The sequence below is a fragment of the Citrobacter sp. Marseille-Q3906 genome (genome assembly GCF_916618775.1).
Classification (GTDB): Bacteria; Pseudomonadota; Gammaproteobacteria; order Enterobacterales; family Enterobacteriaceae; genus Citrobacter; species Citrobacter murliniae.
In genome coordinates, this window is sequence record NZ_CAKAKA010000001.1 from 192,282 (window position 1) to 218,215 (window position 25,934).

At 49.7% G+C, this 25,934-nt stretch carries 20 protein-coding genes; 14 read left to right on the forward strand and 6 right to left on the reverse strand.

All coding sequences use genetic code 11. The features are described from left to right. Positions 1–6: 6 nt before the first annotated feature. Positions 7–2,508, reverse strand: coding sequence for a phosphoenolpyruvate--protein phosphotransferase (gene ptsP / locus LG384_RS00930; protein ID WP_225760336.1), 2,502 nt, complete (start codon positions 2,506–2,508; stop codon positions 7–9). 306 nt (positions 2,509–2,814) lie between these two features. Here ptsP and LG384_RS00935 point away from each other — a divergent pair, with 306 nt between their 5' ends. The 5 genes from LG384_RS00935 to LG384_RS00955 are packed head-to-tail and all read left to right on the forward strand — an operon-like array spanning position 2,815 to position 7,754. After that, positions 2,815–3,894 (forward strand): PTS fructose transporter subunit EIIC, encoded by a 1,080-nt coding sequence (locus LG384_RS00935; protein WP_225760337.1) that lies wholly within the window; start codon positions 2,815–2,817, stop codon positions 3,892–3,894. Positions 3,895–3,908: 14 nt separating this feature from the next. After that, positions 3,909–4,229: a PTS fructose-like transporter subunit IIB gene (locus LG384_RS00940; protein WP_045449349.1), complete on the forward strand. Its 321-nt coding sequence runs from the start codon at positions 3,909–3,911 to the stop codon at positions 4,227–4,229. A gap of 25 nt (positions 4,230–4,254) precedes the next feature. After that, positions 4,255–6,552, forward strand: a complete 2,298-nt coding sequence (locus LG384_RS00945) for a formate C-acetyltransferase (protein WP_045449351.1) — start codon at positions 4,255–4,257, stop codon at positions 6,550–6,552. Continuing rightward, a complete protein-coding gene (locus tag LG384_RS00950) occupies positions 6,518–7,396 on the forward strand; it encodes a [formate-C-acetyltransferase]-activating enzyme (RefSeq protein WP_225760338.1) in 879 nt (292 codons plus the stop codon). Before LG384_RS00945 ends, LG384_RS00950 begins: the two co-directional genes overlap by 35 nt. A 1-nt stretch (position 7,397) precedes the next feature. Next, positions 7,398–7,754 (forward strand): PTS fructose-like transporter subunit IIB, encoded by a 357-nt coding sequence (locus LG384_RS00955; RefSeq protein ID WP_045449354.1) that lies wholly within the window; start codon positions 7,398–7,400, stop codon positions 7,752–7,754. Here LG384_RS00955 and LG384_RS00960 read toward each other — a convergent pair. From LG384_RS00960 to argE, 4 genes are all read right to left on the reverse strand, one after another. After that, entirely contained in the window at positions 7,741–8,601 is an 861-nt protein-coding gene (locus LG384_RS00960; protein ID WP_045449357.1) for an AraC family transcriptional regulator, read from the reverse strand. The genes LG384_RS00955 and LG384_RS00960 overlap by 14 nt on opposite strands. A gap of 135 nt (positions 8,602–8,736) precedes the next feature. Continuing rightward, the gene (locus LG384_RS00965) at positions 8,737–10,470 is read right to left on the reverse strand and encodes a phosphoethanolamine transferase CptA (RefSeq protein WP_225760339.1); all 1,734 of its coding nucleotides are present in this window, start codon (positions 10,468–10,470) and stop codon (positions 8,737–8,739) included. A 209-nt stretch (positions 10,471–10,679) separates the two neighbouring features. Continuing rightward, on the reverse strand, positions 10,680–13,331 hold the full coding sequence (gene ppc, locus LG384_RS00970) for a phosphoenolpyruvate carboxylase (protein WP_045449361.1): 2,652 nt from the start codon (positions 13,329–13,331) through the stop codon (positions 10,680–10,682). 365 nt (positions 13,332–13,696) lie between these two features. Continuing rightward, positions 13,697–14,848 (reverse strand): acetylornithine deacetylase, encoded by a 1,152-nt coding sequence (gene argE / locus LG384_RS00975; protein ID WP_225760340.1) that lies wholly within the window; start codon positions 14,846–14,848, stop codon positions 13,697–13,699. Positions 14,849–15,003: 155 nt separating this feature from the next. Here argE and argC point away from each other — a divergent pair, with 155 nt between their 5' ends. The 3 genes from argC to argH all read left to right on the forward strand — a co-directional run bounded on the left by argC (position 15,004) and on the right by argH (position 18,274). Beyond that, on the forward strand, positions 15,004–16,008 hold the full coding sequence (gene argC / locus LG384_RS00980; protein ID WP_048223413.1) for an N-acetyl-gamma-glutamyl-phosphate reductase: 1,005 nt from the start codon (positions 15,004–15,006) through the stop codon (positions 16,006–16,008). Between the two features lie 7 nt (positions 16,009–16,015). Further along, positions 16,016–16,792 (forward strand): acetylglutamate kinase, encoded by a 777-nt coding sequence (argB, locus tag LG384_RS00985; protein ID WP_136345564.1) that lies wholly within the window; start codon positions 16,016–16,018, stop codon positions 16,790–16,792. 108 nt (positions 16,793–16,900) lie between these two features. Next, positions 16,901–18,274, forward strand: a complete 1,374-nt coding sequence (gene argH / locus LG384_RS00990; protein WP_048223418.1) for an argininosuccinate lyase — start codon at positions 16,901–16,903, stop codon at positions 18,272–18,274. 60 nt (positions 18,275–18,334) lie between these two features. On the opposite strand, the gene araD is transcribed toward argH, so the two are convergent. Continuing rightward, positions 18,335–19,027 (reverse strand): L-ribulose-5-phosphate 4-epimerase, encoded by a 693-nt coding sequence (gene araD, locus LG384_RS00995; RefSeq protein WP_225760341.1) that lies wholly within the window; start codon positions 19,025–19,027, stop codon positions 18,335–18,337. A gap of 430 nt (positions 19,028–19,457) precedes the next feature. Here araD and LG384_RS01000 point away from each other — a divergent pair, with 430 nt between their 5' ends. The 6 genes from LG384_RS01000 (at position 19,458) to LG384_RS01025 (ending at position 25,925) form a co-directional block, all read left to right on the forward strand. Continuing rightward, positions 19,458–20,270, forward strand: coding sequence for a DeoR/GlpR family DNA-binding transcription regulator (locus LG384_RS01000; protein ID WP_048223424.1), 813 nt, complete (start codon positions 19,458–19,460; stop codon positions 20,268–20,270). Positions 20,271–20,415: 145 nt separating this feature from the next. Beyond that, entirely contained in the window at positions 20,416–21,420 is a 1,005-nt protein-coding gene (locus tag LG384_RS01005) for a substrate-binding domain-containing protein (protein ID WP_048223427.1), read from the forward strand. A 61-nt stretch (positions 21,421–21,481) separates the two neighbouring features. Continuing rightward, the gene (locus LG384_RS01010) at positions 21,482–22,999 is read left to right on the forward strand and encodes a sugar ABC transporter ATP-binding protein (RefSeq protein ID WP_370637003.1); all 1,518 of its coding nucleotides are present in this window, start codon (positions 21,482–21,484) and stop codon (positions 22,997–22,999) included. Next, on the forward strand, positions 22,992–23,984 hold the full coding sequence (locus tag LG384_RS01015) for an ABC transporter permease (protein ID WP_225760342.1): 993 nt from the start codon (positions 22,992–22,994) through the stop codon (positions 23,982–23,984). Before LG384_RS01010 ends, LG384_RS01015 begins: the two co-directional genes overlap by 8 nt. 13 nt (positions 23,985–23,997) lie before the next feature. Further along, complete coding sequence (locus LG384_RS01020) at positions 23,998–25,044, forward strand: ABC transporter permease (RefSeq protein WP_225760343.1); 1,047 nt, start codon at positions 23,998–24,000, stop codon at positions 25,042–25,044. Beyond that, positions 25,044–25,925 carry an L-ribulose-5-phosphate 3-epimerase gene (locus LG384_RS01025; protein WP_048223436.1) on the forward strand — a complete coding sequence of 294 codons (882 nt, stop codon included), beginning with the start codon at positions 25,044–25,046 and terminating at the stop codon, positions 25,923–25,925. The genes LG384_RS01020 and LG384_RS01025 overlap by 1 nt, the downstream gene beginning before the upstream one ends. The last annotated feature ends 9 nt before the right edge of the window (positions 25,926–25,934 follow it).

The window sequence follows — 25,934 nt, forward strand, 5'->3', positions numbered from 1 at the left end:
ACCCTCTTAAAGTTCAAGCTCGTGTTGCAGCAGGCTGGCAATAGCATCGGCAGATGCCGCGTTAACCAGTGCGTTGCGGAATTCTTCATGCATAATGCGGCGCGCCAGGCGTGAGAAAATACGCATATGCTGGTCACCGGCGGCGTGTTTGTTGAGCGTAAGCATGATGATGAATTGTGCATCTTCATCACCCCAGCGTACAGGTGCTGTCAGGCGCGCCACACTAATCGTGGATTGTTCAATATGTTCAGACTTGCTGTGCGGAATGGCGAAGCTAAAGCCCAATCCAGTGGAGAAGACCGCTTCACGTGCCCACAGATCGGCTTCCAGCTTGCGCGGGTAGCGACAACGATTTGCCAGCAGCAGGTTGTCAGTCATTCCTTTGATCACTTCCTCTTTGTTGCGCCAGTCGCTATCCAGAGTAATACATTGCGCCGTAACCAGCGGGGCATCCTGTTGAGACATGCGGAACTGGGCCAGCAAGTGCTCCACTTCCAGCGAGGTGCGACAGGCCATCGCCTGATTCAGTAACTGGCGGCAGGCGCGGCTGTCCAGTTGCGCCATCCGTGCTTTGGCGGCAGGAATGGATGGTGCGCTCATGCTGATTTCATCTAATCCCAGGCCAATCAGTAGCGGCAACACCGATCCTTTTGCGCCAAGTTCACCGCACAGGCCAATCCACTTACCCTGACGATGTACCGCCTGTACCGCGAAATCCAGAGCGCGCAGGAAGGCTGGATTCAGGCTATTGTAGTGGCGCGTAACCTTGGCGTTGTCGCGATCGACCGCCAGCAGGTACTGGGTCAGGTCGTTGCTGCCAATACTAAAGAAATCAATTTCTTCGCAACACTGATCGATGATAAACATTATTGATGGTACTTCCAGCATGATGCCGAGCTGAATCTTCTCATCAAACGGGATATGTTCATTACGCAACTGTTGTTTGGCTTCTGCCAGCTTCTCTTTGACCCACAGGATCTCTTCCATTGAGGAGATCATTGGGATCATGATTTTCAGGCTGCCGTGTGCAGAGGCTCGAAGTATCGCCCGGAGCTGCGTAGTAAACAGCGAAGCGTACTCTTCATAAATACGGACTGCGCGATAGCCGAGGAACGGGTTCGCTTCGGCTGGAATATTCAGGTAGTCAACGGGTTTATCACCACCGATGTCCATGGTCCGCACAATAATGCTGCGTCCTTGTGCGGACTCCAGTGCCTGGCAAAAAATGTTGTACAGCTCATTTTCACCGGGAGCGCTGGTGCGGTCCATATACAACATTTCTGTACGGAACAAGCCAACGGCTTCTGCACCGTTGCCAAAAGCCGCCTGTGCTTCCACGGAATGAGCAATGTTGGCTGCAACCTCCATACGTATACCATCTGCAGTACGAGCTTCCTGAGTCAGCCAGATACGCTGTTGTTTGCGCAAGGCCTCCTGTACGCGGGCTTCCTGTTGGTAGTAGCGGGCAACGGGTTCAGTCGGCGCGACGACGATCGCGCCTGCGTTGCCGTCGATGTAGGCGGTTTGTTGTTGCCACGGCGTTAAGGCTTCAATATCCACGCCCACTAGCGTGGGAATATTGAATGAGCGTGCAAGAATAACCGTATGGGAAGTCGTGCCACCGCTTTTTAGCAATAAGCCCTTAAGGAATGTTTTATCCAGTTCGAGGAACTGGCTGGGTGTGAGTTCATCAGCCATACAGATTGCTGGCTGGCTGAGTTTTCCCGGTGCAGGGAAGCGCTGTTCGCCATAAACTTGTTGCAGAAGTTGGAAGCAGACGTCGCGTACGTCCAGTGCGCGTTCTTGTAAATAACTGCTGCTGGAGCGGGTGAACTCATCACAGAAATGGTTGGCGCTTTCGACAATCGCCTGGGCGCAGCTTAAACCACGAGAAATGCCTGTCAGCAAATGTTGACGCAGGGAGGTGTCACTGGCCAGTGAGCGGTGAGCCTCCAGAATTGCACTGGTTGCACCATCGCTGTCGAGCAGGCGGAACTCAATATTCTTCATCAACAGCGTCAAGCCATTATCGAGCATGGATTGCTCGGCTTCCACATCGTTGGCAGTGGGGAGTTCGCCGAGCGCGTTAAGATCCAGTGAAGAGAGAAGTGTCAGCATGCCGCCTGCACTGCCGCTGCAGACTGCCCTGGCGCGAAAAAGCTGAGGATTAAGATTCGTTAGTGACTTCGGAAGCAGTTCCAGTTCACTGTTTTTGACCTCTTCCATCGGGGCATCACAGTGAGGGAATTCATCATGTAACCACTGACTCAATCTCTGGTGAGCAGTCTCCTCATCGGCACCGGAGATCAGCAGTTGACAGTTGTCACCTGTCAGAGTGTCGGTGCCAATCAGCGCCAGCGCGCTTTTGGCGTTGCCCTTTCGGTCAGTGCGAAGATTATGCCACTCAATGCGTGAGATAAAGCTGTTGCACAGCGTTTCAATGTGGCTTGCCGGACGGGCATGTACGCCATTGGGTAGCTCACAAGTAAATTCCACAATCAGGGCCATAGCCTCTCTCCCATAACGATTTCTGACTACAGAATAAAAGGGCAATGCCCAGGCCTGCCATGTGACAAATCTGTCAAAAACTGGACAAATGTAATGTAAGTTTCAAAGTGGGATATACCTCACAAGTCTTAATCCATTTAAGAATTCCTGGTATTCCGCAAGTTATGAGGCGGATCGCATTTTTGTACTGATATTACAAAAATCCAGTAAATGGCCTTTTTATCCACTGTCTGCGCTGCATCGGATTGCCTATTGTTTCCGCAACAACATTATGGACATGGGCCTCAAAAAGCCCGGGAGCGACTTATGAAAGAGTTGGTGCAGATCCTGAAAAACACCCGTCAGCACCTGATGACAGGTGTTTCGCATATGATCCCCTTCGTCGTAGCGGGCGGTATTTTACTGGCGGTCTCCGTCATGCTGTATGGCAAAGGAGCGGTACCGGATGCTGTGACCGATCCCAATCTCAAGAAGTTATTCGATATTGGTGTCGCCGGGCTGACCTTAATGGTGCCTTTTCTTGCGGCGTACATCGGGTACTCGATCGCCGAGCGCTCTGCGCTGGCACCTTGTGCGATTGGTGCCTGGGTGGGCAACAGCTTTGGCGCTGGATTCTTTGGCGCGCTAATTGCCGGGGTCATCGGCGGTATTGTTGTTCACTATCTGAAGAAGATTCCGGTGCATAAGGTGTTGCGCTCGGTAATGCCCATCTTTGTTATTCCTATTGTCGGCACCTTTATTACTGCGGGCATCATGATGTGGGGACTGGGTGAACCGGTCGGTGCGTTAACCGCCAATTTGACGCAATGGTTGCAGGGAATGCAGCAGGGCAGTGTCGTGATGTTAGCGGTCATTATGGGTCTGATGCTGGCTTTTGATATGGGTGGCCCGATTAACAAGGTTGCTTATGCGTTCATGCTGATTTGCGTAGCGCAGGGTGTTTATACCGTGGTAGCGATAGCGGCTGTGGGGATCTGTGTACCACCGCTGGGATTAGGGCTAGCGACGCTAATGAGTCGTAAAAATTTCTCTTCTGAAGAACGCGAAGCGGGTAAAGCCGCATTAGTGATGGGGTGTGTTGGTGTTACGGAAGGGGCGATTCCTTTTGCTGCTGCTGACCCACTGCGCGTAATTCCATCCATTATGGTCGGTTCGACTTGTGGTGCAGTAACGGCCGCGTTGTTTGGCGCACAGTGTTATGCCGGTTGGGGGGGATTAATCGTTCTGCCCGTTGTGGAAGGAAAACTGGGTTATATCGCGGCGGTCGTGGTTGGGGCAGTGGTGACGGCGCTCTGCGTTAACGTGCTGAAAAGCCTGGCAAGGAAGAAAGTATCTCTGGTTGACGAGAATGAAGACGATCTGGATTTGGATTTTGAAACGAATTAAGTGAGGAATGAGCTATGACTAAAATTATCGCAGTAACAGCATGTCCTTCTGGTGTTGCACACACCTATATGGCAGCCGAAGCGCTGGAAAACGCAGCGAAGGCCAGGGGCTGGGAGATAAAAGTTGAGACACAGGGTTCGATTGGTCTGGAAAACGAACTGACCGCAGCGGATGTGGCAGATGCCGATATGGTGATTCTGACCAAAGATATCGGTATCAAGTTTGAGGAGCGCTTTGCGGGGAAAACCATCGTTCGTGTCAACATTAGCGATGCGGTAAAACGTGCCGATGCCATCATGAACAAGATTGGCGCGCATTTGGCGCAAACCGCGTAACTTTATATGCCAGGGAGCCTGCCTCATGACGAATCGTATTCAACGCCTCAAAGCCGCTCTGTTTAAAAACCATCGTGAGATTTCGCTCGAGCGTGCGCAGCTGTATACCGCCAGCCATCAGCAGACAGAGGGGGAGCCGGTTATTCTGCGTCGGGCTAAAGCAACCGCATATATCCTTGAGCATGTTGAAATATCGATTCGTGATGAGGAGCTGATTGCCGGGAACCGTACCGTGAAGCCGCGAGCAGGTATTATGTCGCCGGAAATGGACCCGTACTGGTTGCTTAAGGAGCTGGATCAGTTCCCGACTCGTCCGCAGGATCGTTTTGACATCAGCGAAGAAGATAAGCGTCTCTATCGCGAGGTGTTGTTTCCCTACTGGGAAAAACGCTCGATGAAAGATTTCATCAACGGCCAGATGACCGATGAGGTGAAGGCGGCAGTCAGTACACAGATTTTTAGCATTAACCAAACGGATAAAGGACAGGGGCATATCATTATTGATTATCCGCACCTGTTGAAACACGGGTTGGGTGAACTGGTATCGCAGATGCGTACACATAGTCGACTGAATCCGGATAACCATTTTTATCAGGCGGCGCTGTTGTTACTTGAGGCCTCGCAAAACCACATTCAACGTTATGCCACACTGGCAGAGAAAATGGCGGAAAGCTGTCCGGATGCGCATCGTCGTCAGGAACTGCTCGCTATTGCTGCTAACTCTCGTCATAACATGCAACATAAGCCACAAACTTTCTGGCAGGCGTGCCAGTTGTTCTGGTACATGAACATCATTCTGCAGTATGAATCCAATGCCAGCTCGCTCTCGCTGGGACGTTTTGATCAGTATATGCTGCCGTTTTACCAGGTTTCCCTGACCCAGGGAGACGATCCAGCCTTCTTAAAAGAGCTGCTCGAATCGCTGTGGGTGAAATGCAATGACATCGTGCTGCTGCGTTCCACCAGTAGCGCGCGCTACTTCGCCGGATTCCCGACGGGGTATACCGCATTGCTTGGTGGGTTGACGGAGAGCGGGCGCAGTGCGGTAAACGTGCTCTCTTTCCTCTGCCTTGATGCCTACCAGAGTGTGCAACTACCACAGCCAAATCTCGGTGTACGCACCAATGCGTTAATTGATACGCCATTCCTGATGAAAACGGCGGAAACCATCCGCCTGGGCACCGGTATTCCTCAAGTCTTTAACGACGAAGTGGTGGTGCCTGCTTTCCTGAACCGGGGCGTATCGCTGGAAGATGCGCGAGATTACGCGGTGGTGGGCTGTGTGGAGCTGTCGATCCCGGGTAGAACCTACGGTCTGCACGATATTGCCATGTTTAATTTGCTGAAAGTGATGGAAATCAGCCTGTATGAGAATGAGGGTAACCACGAGTTGACGTTCGGAGGTCTGCTGTCACACATTCGAGCCAAAATCAGCCACTACATTACCCTGATGGTGGAGGGGAGTAATATTTGCGACATCGGTCATCGTGACTGGGCTCCGGTACCGTTGCTCTCCTCGTTTATTAACGATTGTCTGGTGAAGGGCTGCGATATCACCGATGGTGGAGCGCGTTACAATTTCTCCGGCGTACAAGGGATCGGTATTGCCAACCTGAGTGACTCTCTGCATGCCCTTAATGGGCTGGTATTCGAACAGCAGCGCTTAAGTTTTGACGAGCTGTTGTCGGTATTGAAGCGTAATTTCGCTACGACGGAGGGCGAGAAAATTCGCGCCAGACTGATTAACCGATTTGAGAAATACGGTAACGATATTGATGATGTGGATAACATCAGTGCCGAACTGCTGCGTCATTATTGTAAAGAGGTGGAAAAATACCAGAATCCGCGCGGTGGGCAATTTACACCCGGTTCATATACTGTATCTGCACACGTACCGCTGGGATCGGTCGTTGGGGCGACGCCGGACGGTCGTTATGCCGGGGAGCAGCTGGCTGATGGCGGCTTATCGCCGATGCTCGGTCAGGATATGCAGGGGCCGACAGCGGTGCTGAAGTCAGTTAGTAAGCTGGACAACACCCTGCTGTCGAACGGCACGTTATTGAACGTGAAGTTCACACCGGCCACGCTGGAAGGTGAGGCTGGTTTGCGCAAGCTGGCGGATTTCTTGCGGGCGTTTACCCAGCTTAAACTACAGCATATCCAGTTTAACGTGGTGAATGCCGATACGTTGCGGGAAGCCCAGCAGCGTCCGCAGGACTTCGCCGGACTAGTGGTTCGCGTGGCTGGATACAGCGCTTTCTTTGTCGAATTATCGAAGGAGATTCAGGATGACATTATTCGCCGGACCGCACATCAACTGTGAGGTTGTGGAGATATCCGGCGAGGAGGTTGCACGCATTTTCAATATTCAGCGTTACTCGCTGAATGACGGGCAGGGGATCCGCACTGTAGTCTTTTTTAAAGGCTGCCCGCACACCTGCCCGTGGTGTGCTAATCCTGAATCTATTTCCCCGCGTATTGAAACAGTACGGCGGGAGAGTAAATGTCTGCACTGCGCGCCGTGTCTGCGAGATGTCGATGAATGCCCTTCCGGCGCGTTTGAGCACATTGGTCGTGATATCTCCCTTGATGCGCTGGAACGTGAGGTAATGAAAGATGATATTTTCTTTCAAACCTCTGGTGGCGGGGTGACGCTTTCTGGTGGCGAAGTACTGATGCAGGCCGCTTTCGCCATCCGGTTTTTACAGCGTCTGCGACGCAACGGTGTGCAGTGCGCGATTGAAACGGCGGGGGATGCTCCCCCCAGTCGTCTGCTCCCGCTGGCAAAGTTATGCGATGAGGGGCTTTTCGATCTTAAAATTATGGATGAAAGCCAGGCTCGCGAGGGGGGGAATATGAATCTGCCGCGCGTACTAAAGAATTTACAGCTATTAGTTGGTGAGGGGGTCAATGTGATCCCTCGTCTGCCGCTGATTCCGGACTTTACGCTCAGCGTGGAGAACATGCAGCGTGCGCTGACCTTATTGTCATCATTAGATATAAAGCAAGTACATCTGCTACCGTTTCATCAGTATGGTGAGCCGAAATATCGCCTTCTTGGGCAGCAGTGGTCGATGAAGGATGTGCCCGCCCCGTCAGCACAAGAGGTGGCGACGTTGCGTAAGATGGCAGAAGACGCCGGATTTCAGGTAACCGTAGGAGGTTGATATGGCAGTCGCATCTGTTCGATATCTGGTTGCAGTGACCGCTTGCGTCAGCGGCGTCGCACATACCTATATGGCTGCCGAGCGGCTGGAAAAACTCTTTCAGCAGGACAAGTGGAACATCAAGATTGAAACTCAGGGGGCGCTGGGAACGGAGAATCGTTTGACGGAAGACGATATTAGTCGCGCCGATGTGGTGTTGCTGATTACCGATATTGAGCTGGCAGGTGCTGAGCGATTTACGCAAAGTCGCTACGTCCAGTCGGGAATTAGCGCTTTTTTGCGGGAACCTCAACGGGTGATGAGTGCCGTACGTAAAGTACTGTCGGCACCACAACATACTCATCTTATTCTGGACTAACTTTCTTGTCCGTCAACTGGCTGTGATATTGCCGACGATACTCTGAAGGTGAACGCTCGGTATTTTTTCGAAACAGGCGACAGAAGTAATTGCTGTCAACAAATCCACAGGTGTGGGCCACTTCTTTGACTTTCAGATCGTAACCCTTTAGCAGCGTCTTTGCGTGCTCCAGCCGCGTATGGTTCAGGTATTCGTTAAAGCCAATGGTCCCTGTTTTTTGAAACAGGTGCGAAAGGTAATTTGGAGAGATGTAGAACGCCTGGGCTACGGATTCCCGGGTGAGCGGAGAGGCGTAATGTTCGTCAATATAGTCACGAATGGCTTCAAAAAGCGCCTGGCTGCGTGACGCCGTCTGGATCTGGCTTCCCAGCAGGTCGCGACAATGGCTGAGCAGACTGGAGACGATTAGTCTGGCCGTTTGCTGCTCCTGAGGCTGCATCTGCATTTCATTGAGTGTATGTAACAGGAAAGAACCGATACGTGGCCCGCGTCGTGCGACGTGTTGCTTTGTGAGGTTTTGATACTGCTTACCATCCCACTGCACGACACTGAAACCCAGTTGTTGTTTGCCGAATAAGATGCTTAGTGTCGTTACCGGTGTTTGCCATTGTGGGAAGTTCCAGCCACCTGCCGGGATATACAGAACATCATAAGGCGTTAACGTAGTGGATGCGCCTGCAACACTGCTATCGGTGAATTCGCCCTCCAGCACAATCTCCAGTCGCGGAAAATCAACCTGATATGCCAGCTCTGGCATTGAACCATTAGTACTGGGGAAATACACCTTGCACAGTGGTGTCGGGCCGTTAATCAGGCGGGAGAGAAGATGGCTGATGTCGTGATACATGTTAATCCCTTGCAGATCGCAGACAGGGAAACAGTAGCGTCGAAAGCGGGGAGTCTCAAGTGATAAATTACCGGATGGCGCTGCGCTTTCCGGCCTACGGGACTGAGTGGATCGTAGGCCGGATAAGGCATTCTATTACTGATTCCCGATTTGATCCCCATACGGCAGGGTATCGTAATCAATCAGGGCGTTTTTCTTGTACGGATTACCAATCCAGCGGGTTGTTTCTTTAAACTGCGGGTTGGTAATAGCACGGGTCGGATCGAATCCATCGTAAGTGAAGCCAGCTAAATCAGACCAGGTATGGATAAGCTCAGAGCTGCTGTATTTTCGATTCACATCCTGGGAGAAATCTCGTGGATGCGCGGCCTGCCATTTTTCAGAGGTCCACAGCAGGAACGGAACCGTATACATATGGCGAGTTGGGTTGTCTTCATTTCGACCCTGCGTTTTATGCGGCGGTGTGTCATATACCTCTTCTCCGTGGTCAGAGAAATAGAGCAGGAAGCCGTTCGGATCGGTCGCTTTGTAATCTTTGATCAGGCTAGCAATGATGTGGTCGTTATAAACATTGGCATTGTCATAATCGTTATATGACTCCAGTTCATCGCTGCTCAGACCCGGAGGAACGTTGTCGATATTATTATCGAACTTGCCCTGACCTTCCGGATAACGGAATTTGTACTTAATGTGCGTACCCAGCAGATGAACGATGATGAACTTTTTCGGTGCCGGGTCAGCCATGACTTCTTTAAATGGAGCCAGCACGTTGCTGTCGTATTCGCGCGCACTTTGGGTACGCTGCTGATTCATATAAAACTGCTTGTCCGTCTGCTTAGAAAATACGGTCAGCATGGTATTACGCGCAGTCATTGTTTGCTGATTGGTGATCCAGAAGGTTTTATACCCCGCCTGTTTCATCATATTCATCAGTGACGGCTGCGTCAGATACAAATCCGGATTCTTCTCGTTAGCGAAGGTCAGCGCCTGCTGCAGGATTTCAATCGTGTACGGACGTGAGGTCACGACATTATTGAACACGGTTAAATTAGGATCAGATTTGTGCAATGCGTCCAGCTCAGGCGTGGTTTCACGTGGATAACCGTACAAACTCATGCGTCCACGCTGAGTTGATTCACCAATCACCAGTACCAGCGTGCGCGGGGCATCACCTGAGTTATCTTTAAAGTTAGCCAGTGGCGGCAGCGCATTGTTCTCATTCAGCAGGCTATTCAATGAGGTCAGTTGCTGACGATACTGATAGTAGCCTGAGATAAACTGCCACGGCGCGGCTGGCTCCATACGTGAAGCAAGACCATTCAGCGTTTTCTCAAAGGGCTTGTGCTTGATGAACGTATTTACGGCCATTGGATGCAGAATCAAACCGTATAACAGCGCAAACGACACCAGATAACGCCAGGGTGACGGAATATAGACCGGGCGCAGACGGGTCCACAGCAGAATAGCAACTGCCGTGTAGGCCAATGCGATAAGAACAATCTTCAGGCTGAAGTATTGGCTCAGATATTCGCTGGCTTCGTTTGCGTTAGTTTCAAACATTACGTACAGAACGCTCTGCGAGAACTCCTGCCCGTAAATAACGTAATAGCTCAGCGCAGCCAGTGAAGCAGCCCATAGTGCCACGCCAATAACGGCGGCGATAATGCGAATACGGTTTGGAAATAAGAAGACCGGAATCAACCACAGCGAACTGAACAGCAATGAGTCGCGTAATCCGTTAGTTCCGCTGTAGCCGCTAAAATATATAATTGCCTGGAGTAAGGTGGAAAAAAACCAAAAATAGAGGAGTGCCCAACCCAGGGCTTTCCAGCTAAATTTGGGTTTAGACTGGAGTAGTAAGGATTGCATAGTGTGAGCCTGTCTTTAATCGTAGCGCCAAGAGTAGCGGCTAAATATTAAGAGGAACTGAAGCTTCGCGACGTAAATATCGCGTTTTGTTGATGATTCATTCATGAAATGAATGAATCAGGCTGGAAATATATTTGAAATGAAGTGGTTATGACAAGCGTTTTCGAGGCCACCCCCGCGCAATAGCACGAGGGTGACGGGGGATTAACTTAACCTGTATTACGCATACCGGCAGCAACACCTGCGATAGTGACCATCAGCGCTTGTTCAACGCGTGGATCCGGTGCTTTACCTTGTTCTTCCGCCTGGCGCGACCGATGTAAAAGCTCTGCCTGTAGAACGTTTAGCGGATCAGTATAAATATTTCTTAACTGAATAGACTCGGCAATCCACGGGAGGTCGGCCATCAGATGTGAGTCATTGGCAATCGCCAGCACCACATTGATATCAGCTTCCAGACGGTGACGCAGTTCTTCGCCCAGCGGCCACAGCTCTTTTTTGACCAAACGCTGATCGTAGTACTCTGCCAGCCACAGGTCAGCTTTCGAGAACACCATTTCCAGCATGCCAAGACGCGTGGAGAAGAAAGGCCAGTCGCGGCACATTGCTTCAAGTTCGCTTTGTTTACCATCTTCAACCACTTTTTGCAGCGCGGTACCTGCACCCAACCATGCCGGAAGCATCAGGCGGTTCTGGGTCCAGGCAAAAATCCACGGAATGGCTCGCAGAGACTCTACCCCGCCAGTTGGGCGGCGTTTTGCCGGACGTGAGCCGAGCGGTAATTTACCCAGCTCTTGCTCCGGGGTTGCAGAGCGGAAGTACGGAACAAAGTCTTTGTTTTCGCGAACATAACCACGGTACAGTTCGCAGGAGATATCTGAAAGCTCGTCCATAATATGACACCAGGCATCTTTCGGCTCTGGCGGTGGCAACAAGTTGGCTTCCAGAATTGCGCCCGTGTACAAAGACAGACTGCTGATGGTGACTTCCGGCAGACCGTATTTGAAGCGGATCATCTCACCTTGCTCAGTCACACGCAGTCCGCCTTTCAGGCTGCCAGGCGGCTGGGAGAGTAACGCGGCATGGGCTGGTGCGCCACCCCGTCCAATTGAACCGCCACGGCCGTGGAACAACGTCAGCTCAATGCCGGCTTTTTCGCAGGTTTTGATCAGCGCATCCTGTGCCTGATATTGCGCCCAGGAGGCCGCCATCACGCCTGCGTCTTTTGCCGAGTCAGAGTAGCCGATCATGACCATCTGTTTGCCCTGAATAAGACCGCGATACCAGTCGATATTTAACAGCTGAGTCATAACATCGTCAGCATTGTTCAGGTCGTCCAGCGTTTCAAACAGCGGTGCTACCGGCATGGTAAAACCAATGCCAGCTTCTTTCAGCAGCAGGTGAACGGCCAGCACATCTGACGGCGTTTTCGCCATCGAGATAACGTAGGCGGCAATAGAGCCATAAGGTGCTTCGGCAATCACCCGACAGGTGTCGAGCACTTCACGGGTTTCGTTACTCGGTTCCCAACTGCGTGGCAGCAGTGGACGTTTGGAATTCAGTTCGCGGATCAGGAAGGCCTGTTTGTCTGCTTCTGACCAGCTTTCGTAGTCGCCAATTCCCAGATAGCGGGTCAGTTCGCCCAGCGCTTCGGTATGACGGGTGCTTTCCTGACGAATATCGATACGCACCAGCGGTACGCCAAAACATTTCACCCGGCGGAGGGTATCGAGCAGTTCGCCATTGGCGATGATACCCATACCGCAAGCTTGCAGAGACTGGTAACACGCGTACAACGGTTCCCATAGCTGCTCGTTTTGCGTCAACAAGCCTGCAGGTTTTGGCAATTTTTCGCCTTTCAGACGCGCTTCCAGCCAGGCCTGGGTCGTCATCAGGCGTGAACGCAGCATTTTCATCAGGTGGCGGTAAGGTTCTGCCGCCCCTTCTTCACCCACCAGCGCTAAGAGCTCCGGAGTGGCATCGACCATCGATAGCTCAGAAACCAGAAACTGGATGTCTTTCAGGAACAGGTCGGTCGCTTTCCAGCGGCTGAGCAACAGTACATGACGGGTGATATCCGCCGTCACGTTCGGGTTGCCGTCACGGTCACCCCCCATCCAGGAGGTGAATCGGACCGGGACAAAATCGACGGGCAGCTTATAGTTCAGATGCTCTTCCAACTGTTCGTTCAGTTCACGCAGATAGTTCGGCACACCTTCCCACAGGCTGTTTTCAACCACGGCGAAGCCCCATTTGGCTTCATCAACCGGGCTGGGACGTATTTTACGGATTTCATCCGTATGCCAGGACTGGGCGATTAACTGGCGCAGGCGGCGCATCAGTTGGTGGCGTTCGTAATCGACGATGTCTTTGTTATCCAGTTGTTTGAGGCAGGCATTGACCTCACCCATTTTATGGATCAGCGTGCGACGGGTAATTTCGGTCGGGTGTGCGGTCAGTACCAGCTCCAGAGACAACGCCTCCACTGCTTTTTTGATGGTGGCTTCATCAAGGTTGGGCTGGGCTTTCAGTTTACGCAGGGTGCGAGCAATCACTTCCGGGTTGCTGGCAGCTTCGCCTTTTGGCGAAATGCTGTGGTATTGCTCGGCGGTGTTGGCCAGGTTCAGGAACTGGCTAAACGCGCGGGCAACTGGCAGTAGCTCGTCATTAGACAGGTTCTGTAGCGTGGTGAGCAACTCCTGGCGATTAGCTTCATTGCCAGCGCGAGATGATTTGGACAACTTACGGATTGTTTCTACGCGATCAAGAATGTTCTCTCCCAGCGCATCCTTGATGGTTTCTCCCAGCACTTTGCCGAGCATACTGACATTACTACGCAACGCGGAATATTGTTCGTTCATATGACCCCAGACACCCCATCTTTAATTTGATTGCCCTGTAGCTTTCACGCACAGCGGTATTGGCTGCGTTTGCTCACCCTGGTCACTATGCTCCCTGGGATGTGCTTGCTTGCCGTCTTGCTGCGCTGCGAAATCTTTCAGGCTCAACTTTATTCACTTTTATAAAGCCACGTAAAACCCCTGACGTCAATTGCTGCGAAATCGGTTCAGCAAACGAATAAATGGCGGGAATTTACGAAAGTTAATTCACAACCTGCCAGATAAGAAATGCTTATGGGAATATACAAAACTGAGCACAAAACGATCACGGCTGGCATGCACGCGATTGTTGGCCCGGAAAGCGTTACGCCACCGGGCAATATAAATTAATGCCAGCAGAAGTGATGAACAACCTGGGTTATCAATTCGCGAGTTGGTTTAATAAAGCGTGTTTCCAGATACTCATCTGGTTGGTGCGCCTGATTAATTGAACCCGGTCCGAGTACCAACGTTGGGCATAACGTCTGGATAAACGGCGCTTCAGTGCAGTAGTTCACCACTTCCGTTTGCGCGCCCAGCAGTTTTTCAACCACTTCCACCAATTGATGATCTGGCGGACATTCGTAGCCAGGGATGGGTGGATGCAGTTCGGATACCGTCAGACGACCCGGCCAGCGTTCACTGACCGGAGCCAGTGCATCGTTTAGTAACCCATTGAGGTCGTTGAGCGTCATGCCCGGGAGCGGACGAATATCCATGTGCAGTTCGCAGCATGCACAAATGCGGTTAGCGGCATCGCCCCCGTGGATATGGCCGAGATTGAGCGTGGGGTACGGAACCGTAAACGCCTCATAGTGATAACGTTCTTTCAGGTCATCGCGCAGCTTCATGATGTGGCCAATCGCGTCATGCATCAGCTCGATAGCGTTAATGCCACGCGCCGGATCGCTGGAGTGACCAGACTGCCCCAAAATACGTATCGCATTAGAAATATGACCTTTGTGCGCACGAACCGGTTGCAGGGAGGTCGGTTCGCCAATGATTGCACAGTCCGGGCGTAACGAGGTGGTTTCAGCGAAATAGCGTGCCCCCTCCATGCTGGTTTCTTCATCGGCGGTCGCCAAAATGTAGAGCGGCTTTTTCAGTTTTGCGACATCCACATCGCGCAGCGCATCGAGGATAAAGGCGAAGAAGCCTTTCATATCCGCCGTGCCCAGGCCATAGAGCTTATTGTCGTGTTCGGTCAGGGTGAATGGATCACGCGTCCATCGTCCGTCATCAAACGGTACGGTATCGGTATGGCCCGCAAGCAACAGACCACCTGCACCTTGTCCGATACTTGCCAGCATATTGAATTTATTGCGCGTACCGGGAACAGGCTGGACTTCAACACTGAAGCCTAATTCTTTGAACCAGTCCGCCAGCATAGTGATTAAACCTGCATTACTTTGATCGAGCGCTTCTTCCGTGGCGCTAATCGACGGTGTGGCAATCAGAGCGCGGTAAATCTCGATAAATGGCGGTAAATTGTTTTTCATTGTTGACACACCTCGGGTCATGATAGTATCAATATTCATGCATTATTTGTGAATAAAAATACACTAACGTTAAGCGTAATAAAACCCACCAAGTGTAAGGTGAGGTGATAAAGGCTTATACCTGGCAACCGAATATAAGAAGGTGAACAGCCCCGATGTTGAATACGCTGATTGTGGGCGCCAGTGGCTATGCTGGCGCAGAGCTTGTGACCTATGTAAATCGCCATCCTGATATGACCATAACCGCTTTGACTGTCTCAGCGCAAAGCAATGATGCAGGAAAATTAATCTCTGATTTACATCCGCAGTTAAAGGGCATTGTTGATTTACCATTGCAGCCAATGTCGGATATTAGCGAGTTTAGCGCAGGGGTTGACATTGTGTTCCTCGCAACAGCGCATGAAGTGAGCCATGACCTGGCGCCACAGTTTCTGCAAGCGGGTTGTGTGGTATTCGATCTCTCGGGTGCGTTCCGTGTAAACGACGGCGCCTTCTATGAAAAATATTATGGCTTTACTCACCAGCACCCGGACCTGCTGGAGCAGGCGGTGTACGGCCTGGCTGAGTGGAGCGCAGACAAACTGAAAGACGCGAATCTGATTGCCGTCCCCGGTTGTTACCCGACAGCAGCGCAACTGTCACTCAAGCCGCTGATTGATGCCGATCTTCTGGATCTCAGCCAGTGGCCTGTGATTAACGCCACCAGTGGCGTGAGCGGCGCGGGCCGTAAAGCGGCAATATCGAACAGTTTTTGCGAGGTCAGTCTGCAGCCGTATGGCGTGTTTACCCATCGCCATCAGCCAGAAATTGCTACTCATCTGGGGGCGGACGTTATTTTCACACCACATTTGGGCAACTTCCCGCGCGGGATTCTGGAAACCATCACCTGCCGTTTGCAGCCGGGTATCACCCACGCCCAGGTCGCCGATGTGTTACAGCAGGCGTATAGCAATAAGCCATTGGTACGTCTGTATGACAAAGGTGTACCGGCACTGAAAAACGTGGTTGGTTTACCATTCTGCGATATCGGATTCGCCGTTCAGGGTGAGCATCTGATTGTGGTAGCGACAGAAGATAATTTATTGAAGGGCGCGGCAGCACAGGCCATGCAGTGTGCAAATATCCGTTTCGGCTTTGCTGAGACGCAGTCTCTTATTTAAGGGTGCAATGATGAATCCATTAATTATCAAGCTGGGCGGTGTGTTACTGGATAGCGAAGAGGCGCTGGAGCGTCTGTTTACCGCGCTGGTGAATTATCGCGAGTCGAATCAGCGTCCACTGGTCATCGTGCACGGTGGTGGCTGCGTGGTCGATGAGCTGATGAAACAGCTTAACCTGCCTGTGAAAAAGAAAAATGGCCTGCGTGTGACGCCTGCCGATCAGATTGACATCATCACCGGTGCGCTGGCGGGAACCGCGAATAAAACGCTGTTGGCATGGGCGAAAAAACATCGTATTTCTTCAGTGGGTCTGTATCTTGGCGATGGTGATAGCGTTAAAGTAACCCCGCTTGATAAAGAGTTAGGCCACGTTGGGTTGGCGCAACCGGGTTCACCTAAGCTGATTAATACCCTGCTGGAAAGCGGTTTTTTGCCGGTCGTCAGCTCCATTGGCGTAACAGATGATGGGTTACTGATGAACGTCAATGCCGATCAGGCGGCGACGGCATTGGCGGCAACGCTGGGCGCGGATCTGATCCTGCTTTCTGACGTTAGTGGTATCCTCGATGGCAAAGGCCAGCGTATTGGCGAAATGACCGCTGCGAAAGCGGAACAGTTGATCGAGCAGGGCATTATTACTGATGGCATGATAGTGAAGGTGAACGCCGCGCTGGATGCTGCCCGTACGCTGGGTCGTCCGGTGGATATCGCTTCCTGGCGTCATGCAGAACAGCTTCCGGCGCTGTTTAACGGCACGCCGATTGGCACACGTATTTTGGCTTAAGACTTTATGCCCGACGGCGTTTTGCTTGCCGGGCCTACAAGACCGAAGGCTGGATGAACATAGCATCATCCGGCGGCATTGAAATCGAAGAACTTAAGGAAAAAAGTTATGGCACTTTGGGGTGGGCGTTTTACACAGGCTGCGGATCAACGGTTCAAACAGTTCAATGACTCTTTGCGCTTCGACTATCGCCTTGCGGAGCAGGACATTACTGGCTCTGTCGCCTGGTCCAAAGCGTTGGTAACGGTAGGCGTGTTGACTGCGGATGAACAACTCCAGTTGGAAGAGGCGCTGAACACTTTGCTGGAAGAGGTTCGTGTGAATCCGCAGCAAATTCTTGAGAGCGATGCCGAAGACATTCATAGCTGGGTGGAAGGTAAGCTGATCGATAAAGTCGGTCAACTCGGTAAAAAACTGCACACTGGTCGTAGCCGTAATGACCAGGTTGCGACCGATCTCAAACTGTGGTGCAAAGACACAGTGATTGAATTGCTTTCCGCGAACCGACAGTTGCAAAGTGCGCTGGTGGTTACGGCGGAGAACAACCAGGACGCCGTAATGCCGGGTTACACTCACCTGCAGCGCGCGCAACCGGTGACGTTTGCTCATTGGTGTCTGGCCTATGTAGAAATGCTGGCACGTGATGAGAGCCGCCTGCAGGATACGCTCAAGCGCCTGGACGTTAGCCCGTTAGGCTGCGGCGCGCTGGCTGGCACCGCCTATGAAATCGATCGTGAGCAACTGGCCGACTGGCTGGGCTTTGCTTCGGCAACCCGTAACAGCCTGGACAGTGTGTCTGACCGCGACCACGTGCTGGAGCTGCTCTCCGACGCCTCTATCGGTATGGTGCATCTGTCGCGCTTCGCCGAAGACCTGATTTTCTTTAATACCGGCGAAGCGGGCTTTGTTGAGCTGTCCGATCGCGTGACGTCTGGTTCATCGCTGATGCCGCAGAAGAAAAACCCGGATGCGTTAGAGCTGATTCGTGGCAAGTGCGGTCGTGTACAGGGCGCGCTGACCGGAATGATGATGACGCTGAAAGGACTGCCGCTGGCTTACAATAAAGATATGCAGGAAGACAAAGAAGGGCTGTTCGATGCTCTTGATACCTGGCTGGACTGCATGCATATGGCTGCACTGGTGCTGGACGGTATTCAGGTGAAACGCCCACGCTGCCAGGAAGCGGCGCAGCAGGGCTATGCTAACGCCACCGAACTGGCAGATTATCTGGTAGCGAAAGGCGTACCGTTCCGTGAAGCGCACCATATTGTGGGTGAAACGGTCGTAGAGGCGATTCGTCAGGGCAAACCGTTGGAAGCGTTGCCGCTTGCTGATTTACAGAAGTTCAGCAGCGTAATTAGCGATGATGTTTACCCGATTCTGTCGCTGCAGTCGTGTCTCGATAAACGTGCGGCAAAAGGTGGTGTTTCACCGCAGCAAGTCGCACAAGCGATTGACTACGCGAAGGCACGTCTCGCGTAACGGCATTGATCATTATAAGGCCTGGCGTGGTGCCAGGCTTTTTGTCAAAAGACCTATTTTTTACTGACCATAATAAGCATTATCACCGTGCTTTCTTAAAAAGTGTTTATCCAGTAACGTTTGTTGCATGGCAGTCAAATGGGGTTGCAGTTGCTGTGTGAACAAATTCATATAGGCAATTTCTTCAAGCACGACAGCGTTATGAACCGCGTTGGCGGGATCAGTTCCCCAGGTAAAAGGACCATGACTGTTAACCAACACTGCCGGGATATGGTCGGGAGATATTCCACGTTGTTTAAATGTTTCAATGATTACCTTGCCGGTATCATGTTCATAATGCCCATTAATCTCGTCATCAAGCATCGTTCGTGTACAGGGAATCGCACCGTAGAAATAATCCGCATGCGTTGTTCCCAGCGGCATTAAGTCTTTTCCTGCTTGTGACCAAATGGTGGCATGACGGGAATGGGTATGAACGATCCCACCGATATTTGGAAAGGCGCGATACAGAGCCAGATGTGTGTCGGTATCAGATGAAGGTTTTTTATTCCCCTCAACAACCTTCCCGCTTTGTATGTCGAGAACAACCATATCATCCAGGCTCATGCTGTCATATTCGACACCAGAAGGTTTAATGACCATTATGCCTTTTTCACGATCAATGCCGCTGACGTTGCCCCATGTAAACGTCACCAGATGATGGGCTGGCAAGGATAAATTAGCGTTAAATACTTTTTCCTTCAGTGTATCCATTCTTGACTCCAGAAATATTATTTAGCTTTATAAAAATGAGTTCTTTAATTTTGCTGGGAAATTATGTTGCTATTTAAATTACGCCGAATACATAAGATGTAAAATACAAGCAGACGATACTTATGTATAAAACGGCTAAAACGGTCAAATTCGGAAGTATTCGGGCGTGTTTTTCTATTTTATTGATGCCCGTATATGCCCGTTTAGTCGTTATGCTGTGATAGTTAAATAAGAAAAGAGATTAATTCTGTGATGAAAATCTCACTATTGCGTTATAAAATTCATTTATTACATCAATAAATTAAACTTAGATCACACTGTTAATTGTGTATTATTTCTGTAAAGCAATTCTTGATACCAATCACTTTAAGTTAAGGCAAAAAGATTAATTATGTAGACACAGTGAATTTTGTCTTGGTGGGCTGAAATTATGTTGCAGGCAGAACGTTATAAAATAATTTGCGCACACGTTCAACAAATGGGCGCTGTGCGTGTAACGGAACTGTCGAAATTATGCCAGGTATCCCAGGAAACTATTCGAAGAGATTTGACAAAACTTGAACAAAAAAAGAAACTCACCCGCAGTTTTGGCGGCGCCGTATCTTTGGATGCTCCTGATTTAATATCTACGGCTATAACAGAAGATAAAACCTGGCAAACAAATAGCGTGGATCGCGCAGAGTCATTTCGCAAGCGTACTGAAGCACATCCCGATGTTAAAGCCAAAATAACCAAGGCGGCGTTGCAGTTTATTCGCTCTGGCGATTGTATTTTGATGGATAACAGTAGCACCTGTTGGTTTCTTGCCCGGCAGATTCCGGATATTGATATTACGGTTGTGACGAATTCGTTACGGATTATCCAGGCATTAGCGTGCCGGGATAAAGTTCGCATTATTGGTATCGGCGGAGAGTATTCAGAGCGTCATGATGACTTTCATGGACCAGTAGCAGAGAGTGCGATCAGGAATTTCCAGATTAATAGCTTTTTCTTTTCATGTCAGGGGCTGAATTTGGAGAATGGAGTTAGAGATGGCAGCGAAATAAATGCCAGATTAAAACAGGTGATGCTTCAGGTCTCTGCTCAAAAAATATTAATGGTAGACTCCAGTAAGTTTGAGCAGTATGCATTCAGTAAAATTTGTATGTTAGATGAAATTGACGTCATGGTTACTAATAATTGTATTGACGAACGTTATCGTAGCCTTTACCCGCAATTAAATGTAGTAGAAGTCGATAAGTAATAGATGTTAGTCGTTAACTAAATAATTAAGGCTGTGCCCGATTATTTAGCCAATACCAGAGGAAAGTTGAAATAAATAAAAAGTCAGGCTGATATTTTTATCGGGATTTCCTGACATATGAAGAATATTTCTTAAGGAATTTACGATGAAAAAATTAATCTTACCCTGTCTGATTACTGCAGCTTTGTCATCATCTGTTGTATGGGCAGAACAACCTGCAGCAGCGCAAAAAGCGAATAAACCTTTTACGATGGGCGTCGTGGTAAAAGTTGGTGGTATTCCATGGTTTAACGTGATGGAACAAGGCATTAAGGAAGAAGGTAAAGCATTAGGTGTAGATGCCTGGCAAGTAGGACCGACAACTGCGGATCCCGCCGAGCAAGTGCGAGCTATTGAAGATTTAATCGCCAAGAAAGTTGATGTGATTGGCGTTGTTCCAAATGATGCGAAAGTTCTGGAACCGGTGTTAAAGCGCGCCCAGGAGGCTGGTATTAAAGTCATTACTCATGAGTCACCGAACCAGGCCAATGCTGACTGGGACTTTGAGTTGCTTAACACCCAAACGATGGGCGCCAATCACATGAAAGACATGGCGAAATGCATGGGTGAAGAAGGGAAGTACGCAATGTTTGTAGGCAGTCTGACGGTTCCATTGGTGAATGACTGGGCTGATGCCGCCATTGCTTATCAAAAAGAACATTATCCTAAAATGACGCTCGTTGAGGATCGCTTTGGTGTAGCGGAGTCTGTAGATGACTCTATGCGTACAGCCAATGATCTGATGTCTAAATACAAAGATCTGAAAGGCATCATGTCTTTTGGTTCGCAGGGACCAATCGGTGCAGGCCGTGCTATTGATAAACGTAAGAAAAATGATGCAATTTGCGTATTTGGTACGTTCACCCCAGGCCAGGGCATTAAGTTGCTGGAAAAAGGTGCTATTGATGGCGGCTACATTTCTAACCCGATGACTGCAGGTAAAGTGTTTGTTCAGGTCGCCACGGCGATGATGAACGGTGAGCCAATTAAGGATGGTGTAAAAATCGGTGATATGGGAGAAATTAAAGTTCAGAACAACACCATTCTCAGCGATAACCCTGAAAAACTCGATCTGGAAAATACGCAACGTTTAGTGAAGTTAGGTTTGTAATTTTAGTTTGCATCACCGGGCCTAAACTGGCCCGGAAATCCTTTGGTCGTTTAGGAACAGTATGATGCCTCATATTACAGAGCAAAATACAGGTGAACCGTTAGTGACGTTAAAATCGTTAACTAAAAGCTTCGGCGGTCATCGGGCATTAAAAAATATTGATCTCACTCTAAATAAAGGTGAAGTCCACTGTCTTGCTGGTGCAAATGGTTGTGGTAAAAGTACATTAATAAAAACGCTGAGTGGTGTGTATACCCCGGATACGGGTAGCGAAATTATTATTGATAATAGATCCTGGTCCAGACTTTCACCAGATAGAGCTCGCGAGTTAGGTATCCAGGTTATTTATCAGGATCTCTCATTATTTCCTAATTTGACGGTGGCAGAAAACATAGCCTTTGAATATAACCTTAAGGGCTATTTTAGGTGGCACAAAAAAGCACATCTGAAAGCGGTATCAGAGAAGATTATACAGGAATTAAATTTTAACCTCGATGTTGACGCATTGGTTCAGCATTTGCCTATTGCGCAGCGCCAGCAGGTTGCCATTTGTCGTGCTCTGGTCGCAGAAGCCCGACTGGTGATAATGGACGAACCAACAGCTTCACTTACTCGTACCGAAGTTAACCAACTACTACGTACGGTAAATTATCTCCGTCATAAAAATATCACTGTAGTTTTTGTTAGCCACCGCTTGGATGAGGTCAAAGAGATTTCCGACCGTATCACGGTTATTCGCGATGGTGAAATTATAGGTACCTGGGCGGCTGAACAGTTGTCTCCGGGACGCATCACAGAACTGATGACCGGCAGGACCATTGTTCACCAGAAAAAATTACCGAATAGTGTTGAAGGTAAAGTTGTCCTTGAGCTGAAAAAGTTGAGCAGGAAAGGACAATTTGAAGATATTTCCCTGAAACTTCATCAGGGTGAGGTTCTGGGATTGTGCGGTTTGTTAGGTTCGGGACGAACAGAGCTGGCGTTGAGCCTATTTGGTATTACTCATCCAGATAGTGGAGATATCTATCTGGAGGGTAAAAAAGTTGTGATTAAAGATAATACCCAGGCAGCGAAATTAGGTATTGCCTATGTCTCTGAAGATCGTCTTACATTGGGAGCAGTTTTATCCCAGTCAGTCAGTGACAATATGGTACTTTCGATTCTTAACCGGTTAAAAACACCATGGCAATTTATTGATGAAAAACGCCAGGACGCCTTGGTTAAAGAATGGATTCAGGATCTGGATATTAAAGTCACCAATCCTGATAACCCACTTTCAACACTTTCTGGTGGTAATCAACAAAAAGTGGTGCTGGCGAAATGGATTTTAACGCGTCCAAAAGTACTTATTCTTGATGCCCCTACAGTTGGTGTCGATATAGGAGCGAAAGACAGTATTTATCAGCTTATTCACCGGCTCTCCGGTGTAGGTATTTCAGTCTTGCTGATTACTGATGAAGCGCCAGAAGCGTATTACAACTGCGATCGTATTTTTCATATGCGGCGTGGGAAGATTATTAACGAACTGCAGCCTTCTCTCTATACCGAACAACAGCTAGCGGAGGTGATTAATGGCTAGTTTATTGCACCTACGGTTTCCACGTTCAGTCGAAGGATGGCTGGGATGGGTTATCGCCCTGATGCTGGTACTGTTTTCTCTTATGAATGATCAATTTCTGTCAATTCAAAACCTGCTGGATCTGACAGAAAGCTATGCCGTTACAGGGATCTTTGCCCTCGGGCTATTTGTTGTGCTGGTGACAGGAGGAATTGATATTTCATTCGCTGCTGTAGCCTCAGTTGTTCAGTATGTGGTGGCGTCATTACTGCTTAACGAAACAATAGCCAATCCACTGCTATGTCTCGGGGTTGCTATTTCTCTGGGTGTTTTGTTTGGCCTGATCAATGCGATCCTCATTTATTACCTCAACGTAGTTTCCATCATTATCACCATCAGTATGCAGTCGTTGTTATTCGGCATGTTGATGTGGCTGACTAATGGTCACAGCATCTATGACTTACCTGACTGGTGGATAACGCAACGTTCCCTTTTTAGCTTCGAATTTGAAGGGGAGGTTTATCAGGTTGGATTGCCTCTGATAGTGATGCTGGGCATGGCCTGTTTTACATGGATTGTAATGACGAAAACCCATATTGGACGTCAGCTTTATGCTGTGGGTGGCAGTACAGAGTCGGCGCGGCGTATTGGTATCCGGGTTTCACTGATTTATTTGTTCGCCTACGGCTATCTTGGCGCGGCGGCGGCGATCGGCGGAATTCTGCAGGCTTACCGCATGAGCGAGGTTGTTCCCAATGCGTTGGTTGGCGGTGAATTGGATGTTCTGGCCGCTGCTGTACTGGGAGGTGCTAGCTTATCCGGTGGTCGTGGTTCGGTGATCGGTACGCTTATGGGGGTCTTCCTCATCGGCATACTTAAAAATGGTCTCAACTTGATTGGCGTGTCCAGCTACTTCGTCAATATCGTCATCGGTGTGGTGATTGTTTCGGCTATCTGCGTCACCCATTACAAAAAGCGTAAAGAAACGGACGTTGGATTTGTCTGACAGGGGGCGTGAAATGAAAAAAAAGGCATTTTTACCAATTGATGGCACCAGCTCCGGCTTACTGGCGATATGTTTCTTTGCAGTAGTGGCTTTTAGCCTGGCGATGCCCGGACGTTTTTTTACCGATAATACTTTTCTGAGTATTGCCTTCCAGCTACCCGAGTTGGGATTGCTCACTTTTGCGATGTTTGTGCCAATGCTGAGCGGTGGGCTGAATCTGGCTATTATTGGTACCGCTAATCTAACCAGCCTGTTTATGGCCTGGCTGTTGATCCAATTTGTACCTGCTGATGCTTCTACCAGTATGCAGTTAGGGTGGTTATTTTTGGCGATAGTGGGAGCGATGATGATCGCTGTCGCGATTGGCGCTGTGACAGGAATGATCATCTCTCGTGTTGGCGCACACCCAATTTTGGTAACACTGGGCAGTATGACGATTATCAGTGGTATTGGTATTTACCTCACTAAAGGCGCTGCCTTAAGTGGTATGCCACCGATAGTCCGTAGCATTGGGTCAGAGGTCATTTATGGGATGCCGGTTCCGATGGTGATTTTTATCATTACGACTCTCGCGCTGGCACTATTCCTTGGAAAAACGCGCACTGGAAAAGTCATCTATATGTGCGGCAGCAATATTAATGCAACCTGGTTTAGCGGCATTCGCACCGAGCGCGTGCTGATTGCTATTTATGCTATCTCCAGTCTGTTATGCGTCCTGGCGGGGCTGATTATGCTTGCCCGCTTCAATTCCGCTCGTATGGGATATGGCGATTCTTATCTTCTGCTCACAGTACTGGCCATTGTTTTGGGCGGCACCGATCCGTTCGGTGGGGTAGGCAAAGTTGCTCATGTATTTTGCGCACTATTGGTGCTCCAGGTTATCGCTACCGGGCTTAGCCTGCTAGGTCTTAGCCTGCATTTTAATCTGGCTGTATGGGGGATTACATTGATTGCCGCACTGGCATTTAAGTTCTTCAAACAAAAATGGCAGGCACGGCGCGCCATGAATAACAGTCGGAAAGCGTTTCAACAACAATTGGCAACTCGTGAGGGAAGATAATGCGTAGCCACCCGTTAGGTATTTATGAAAAGGCGCTCCCCAGGAACACCAGTTGGGTCGAGAAGCTTGCACTGGCTAAATCATGCGGCTTTGATTTTGTTGAAATGTCGGTGGATGAGAGTGAGGACCGGCTGGCTCGCCTGGACTGGTCCCTTGCGGATCGTATGGAAATTATCAGCGCCATTCAGAAGACAGGGGTACGTATTCCAACCTTGTGCCTCTCTGCCCATCGACGTTTTCCGTTTGGCAGTCGCGATAGTGATACCCGACAGCAAGCGCGAATTATTATGCAAAAAGCGCTACGACTGGCGCAGGATCTGGGGATTAGAACCATCCAGCTTGCCGGTTATGACGTTTATTATGAGCCGCAAAATGATGAAACTATTGCCTGGTTTGAAGATGCGATGGCTTGGGCGGCGGAACAAGCTGCGGCTGCACAGGTTATGTGCGCTGTGGAAATTATGGATACACCTTTTATTAACTCCATCAGTAAATGGAAATTGCTGGATGCCAAAATTAACTCTCCATGGTTTGCCGTTTATCCTGATGTCGGCAATCTAACTGCATGGGGCAACGAGTTGGAGAGTGAACTGGCAAAAGGTATTGATCGGATTGCCGCAATCCATCTTAAAGACACATTTCCAGTGACACCGGATTCCCCAGGGCAGTTCCGCGATGTTCCCTTTGGTGAAGGTTGCGTAGATTTTATCAAATTATTCAAAATATTACGCCAACTTAACTATCGGGGAACCTTCTTGATAGAAATGTGGACGGAAAAATCTGCAGAGCCATTACTGGAAATTATTCACGCACGCCAGTGGATAGAGAGCAAGATGCAGGCGGCTGGATGGTATGACGAGCGGTCGCTTATCGCCGGATAAGGAGAATAC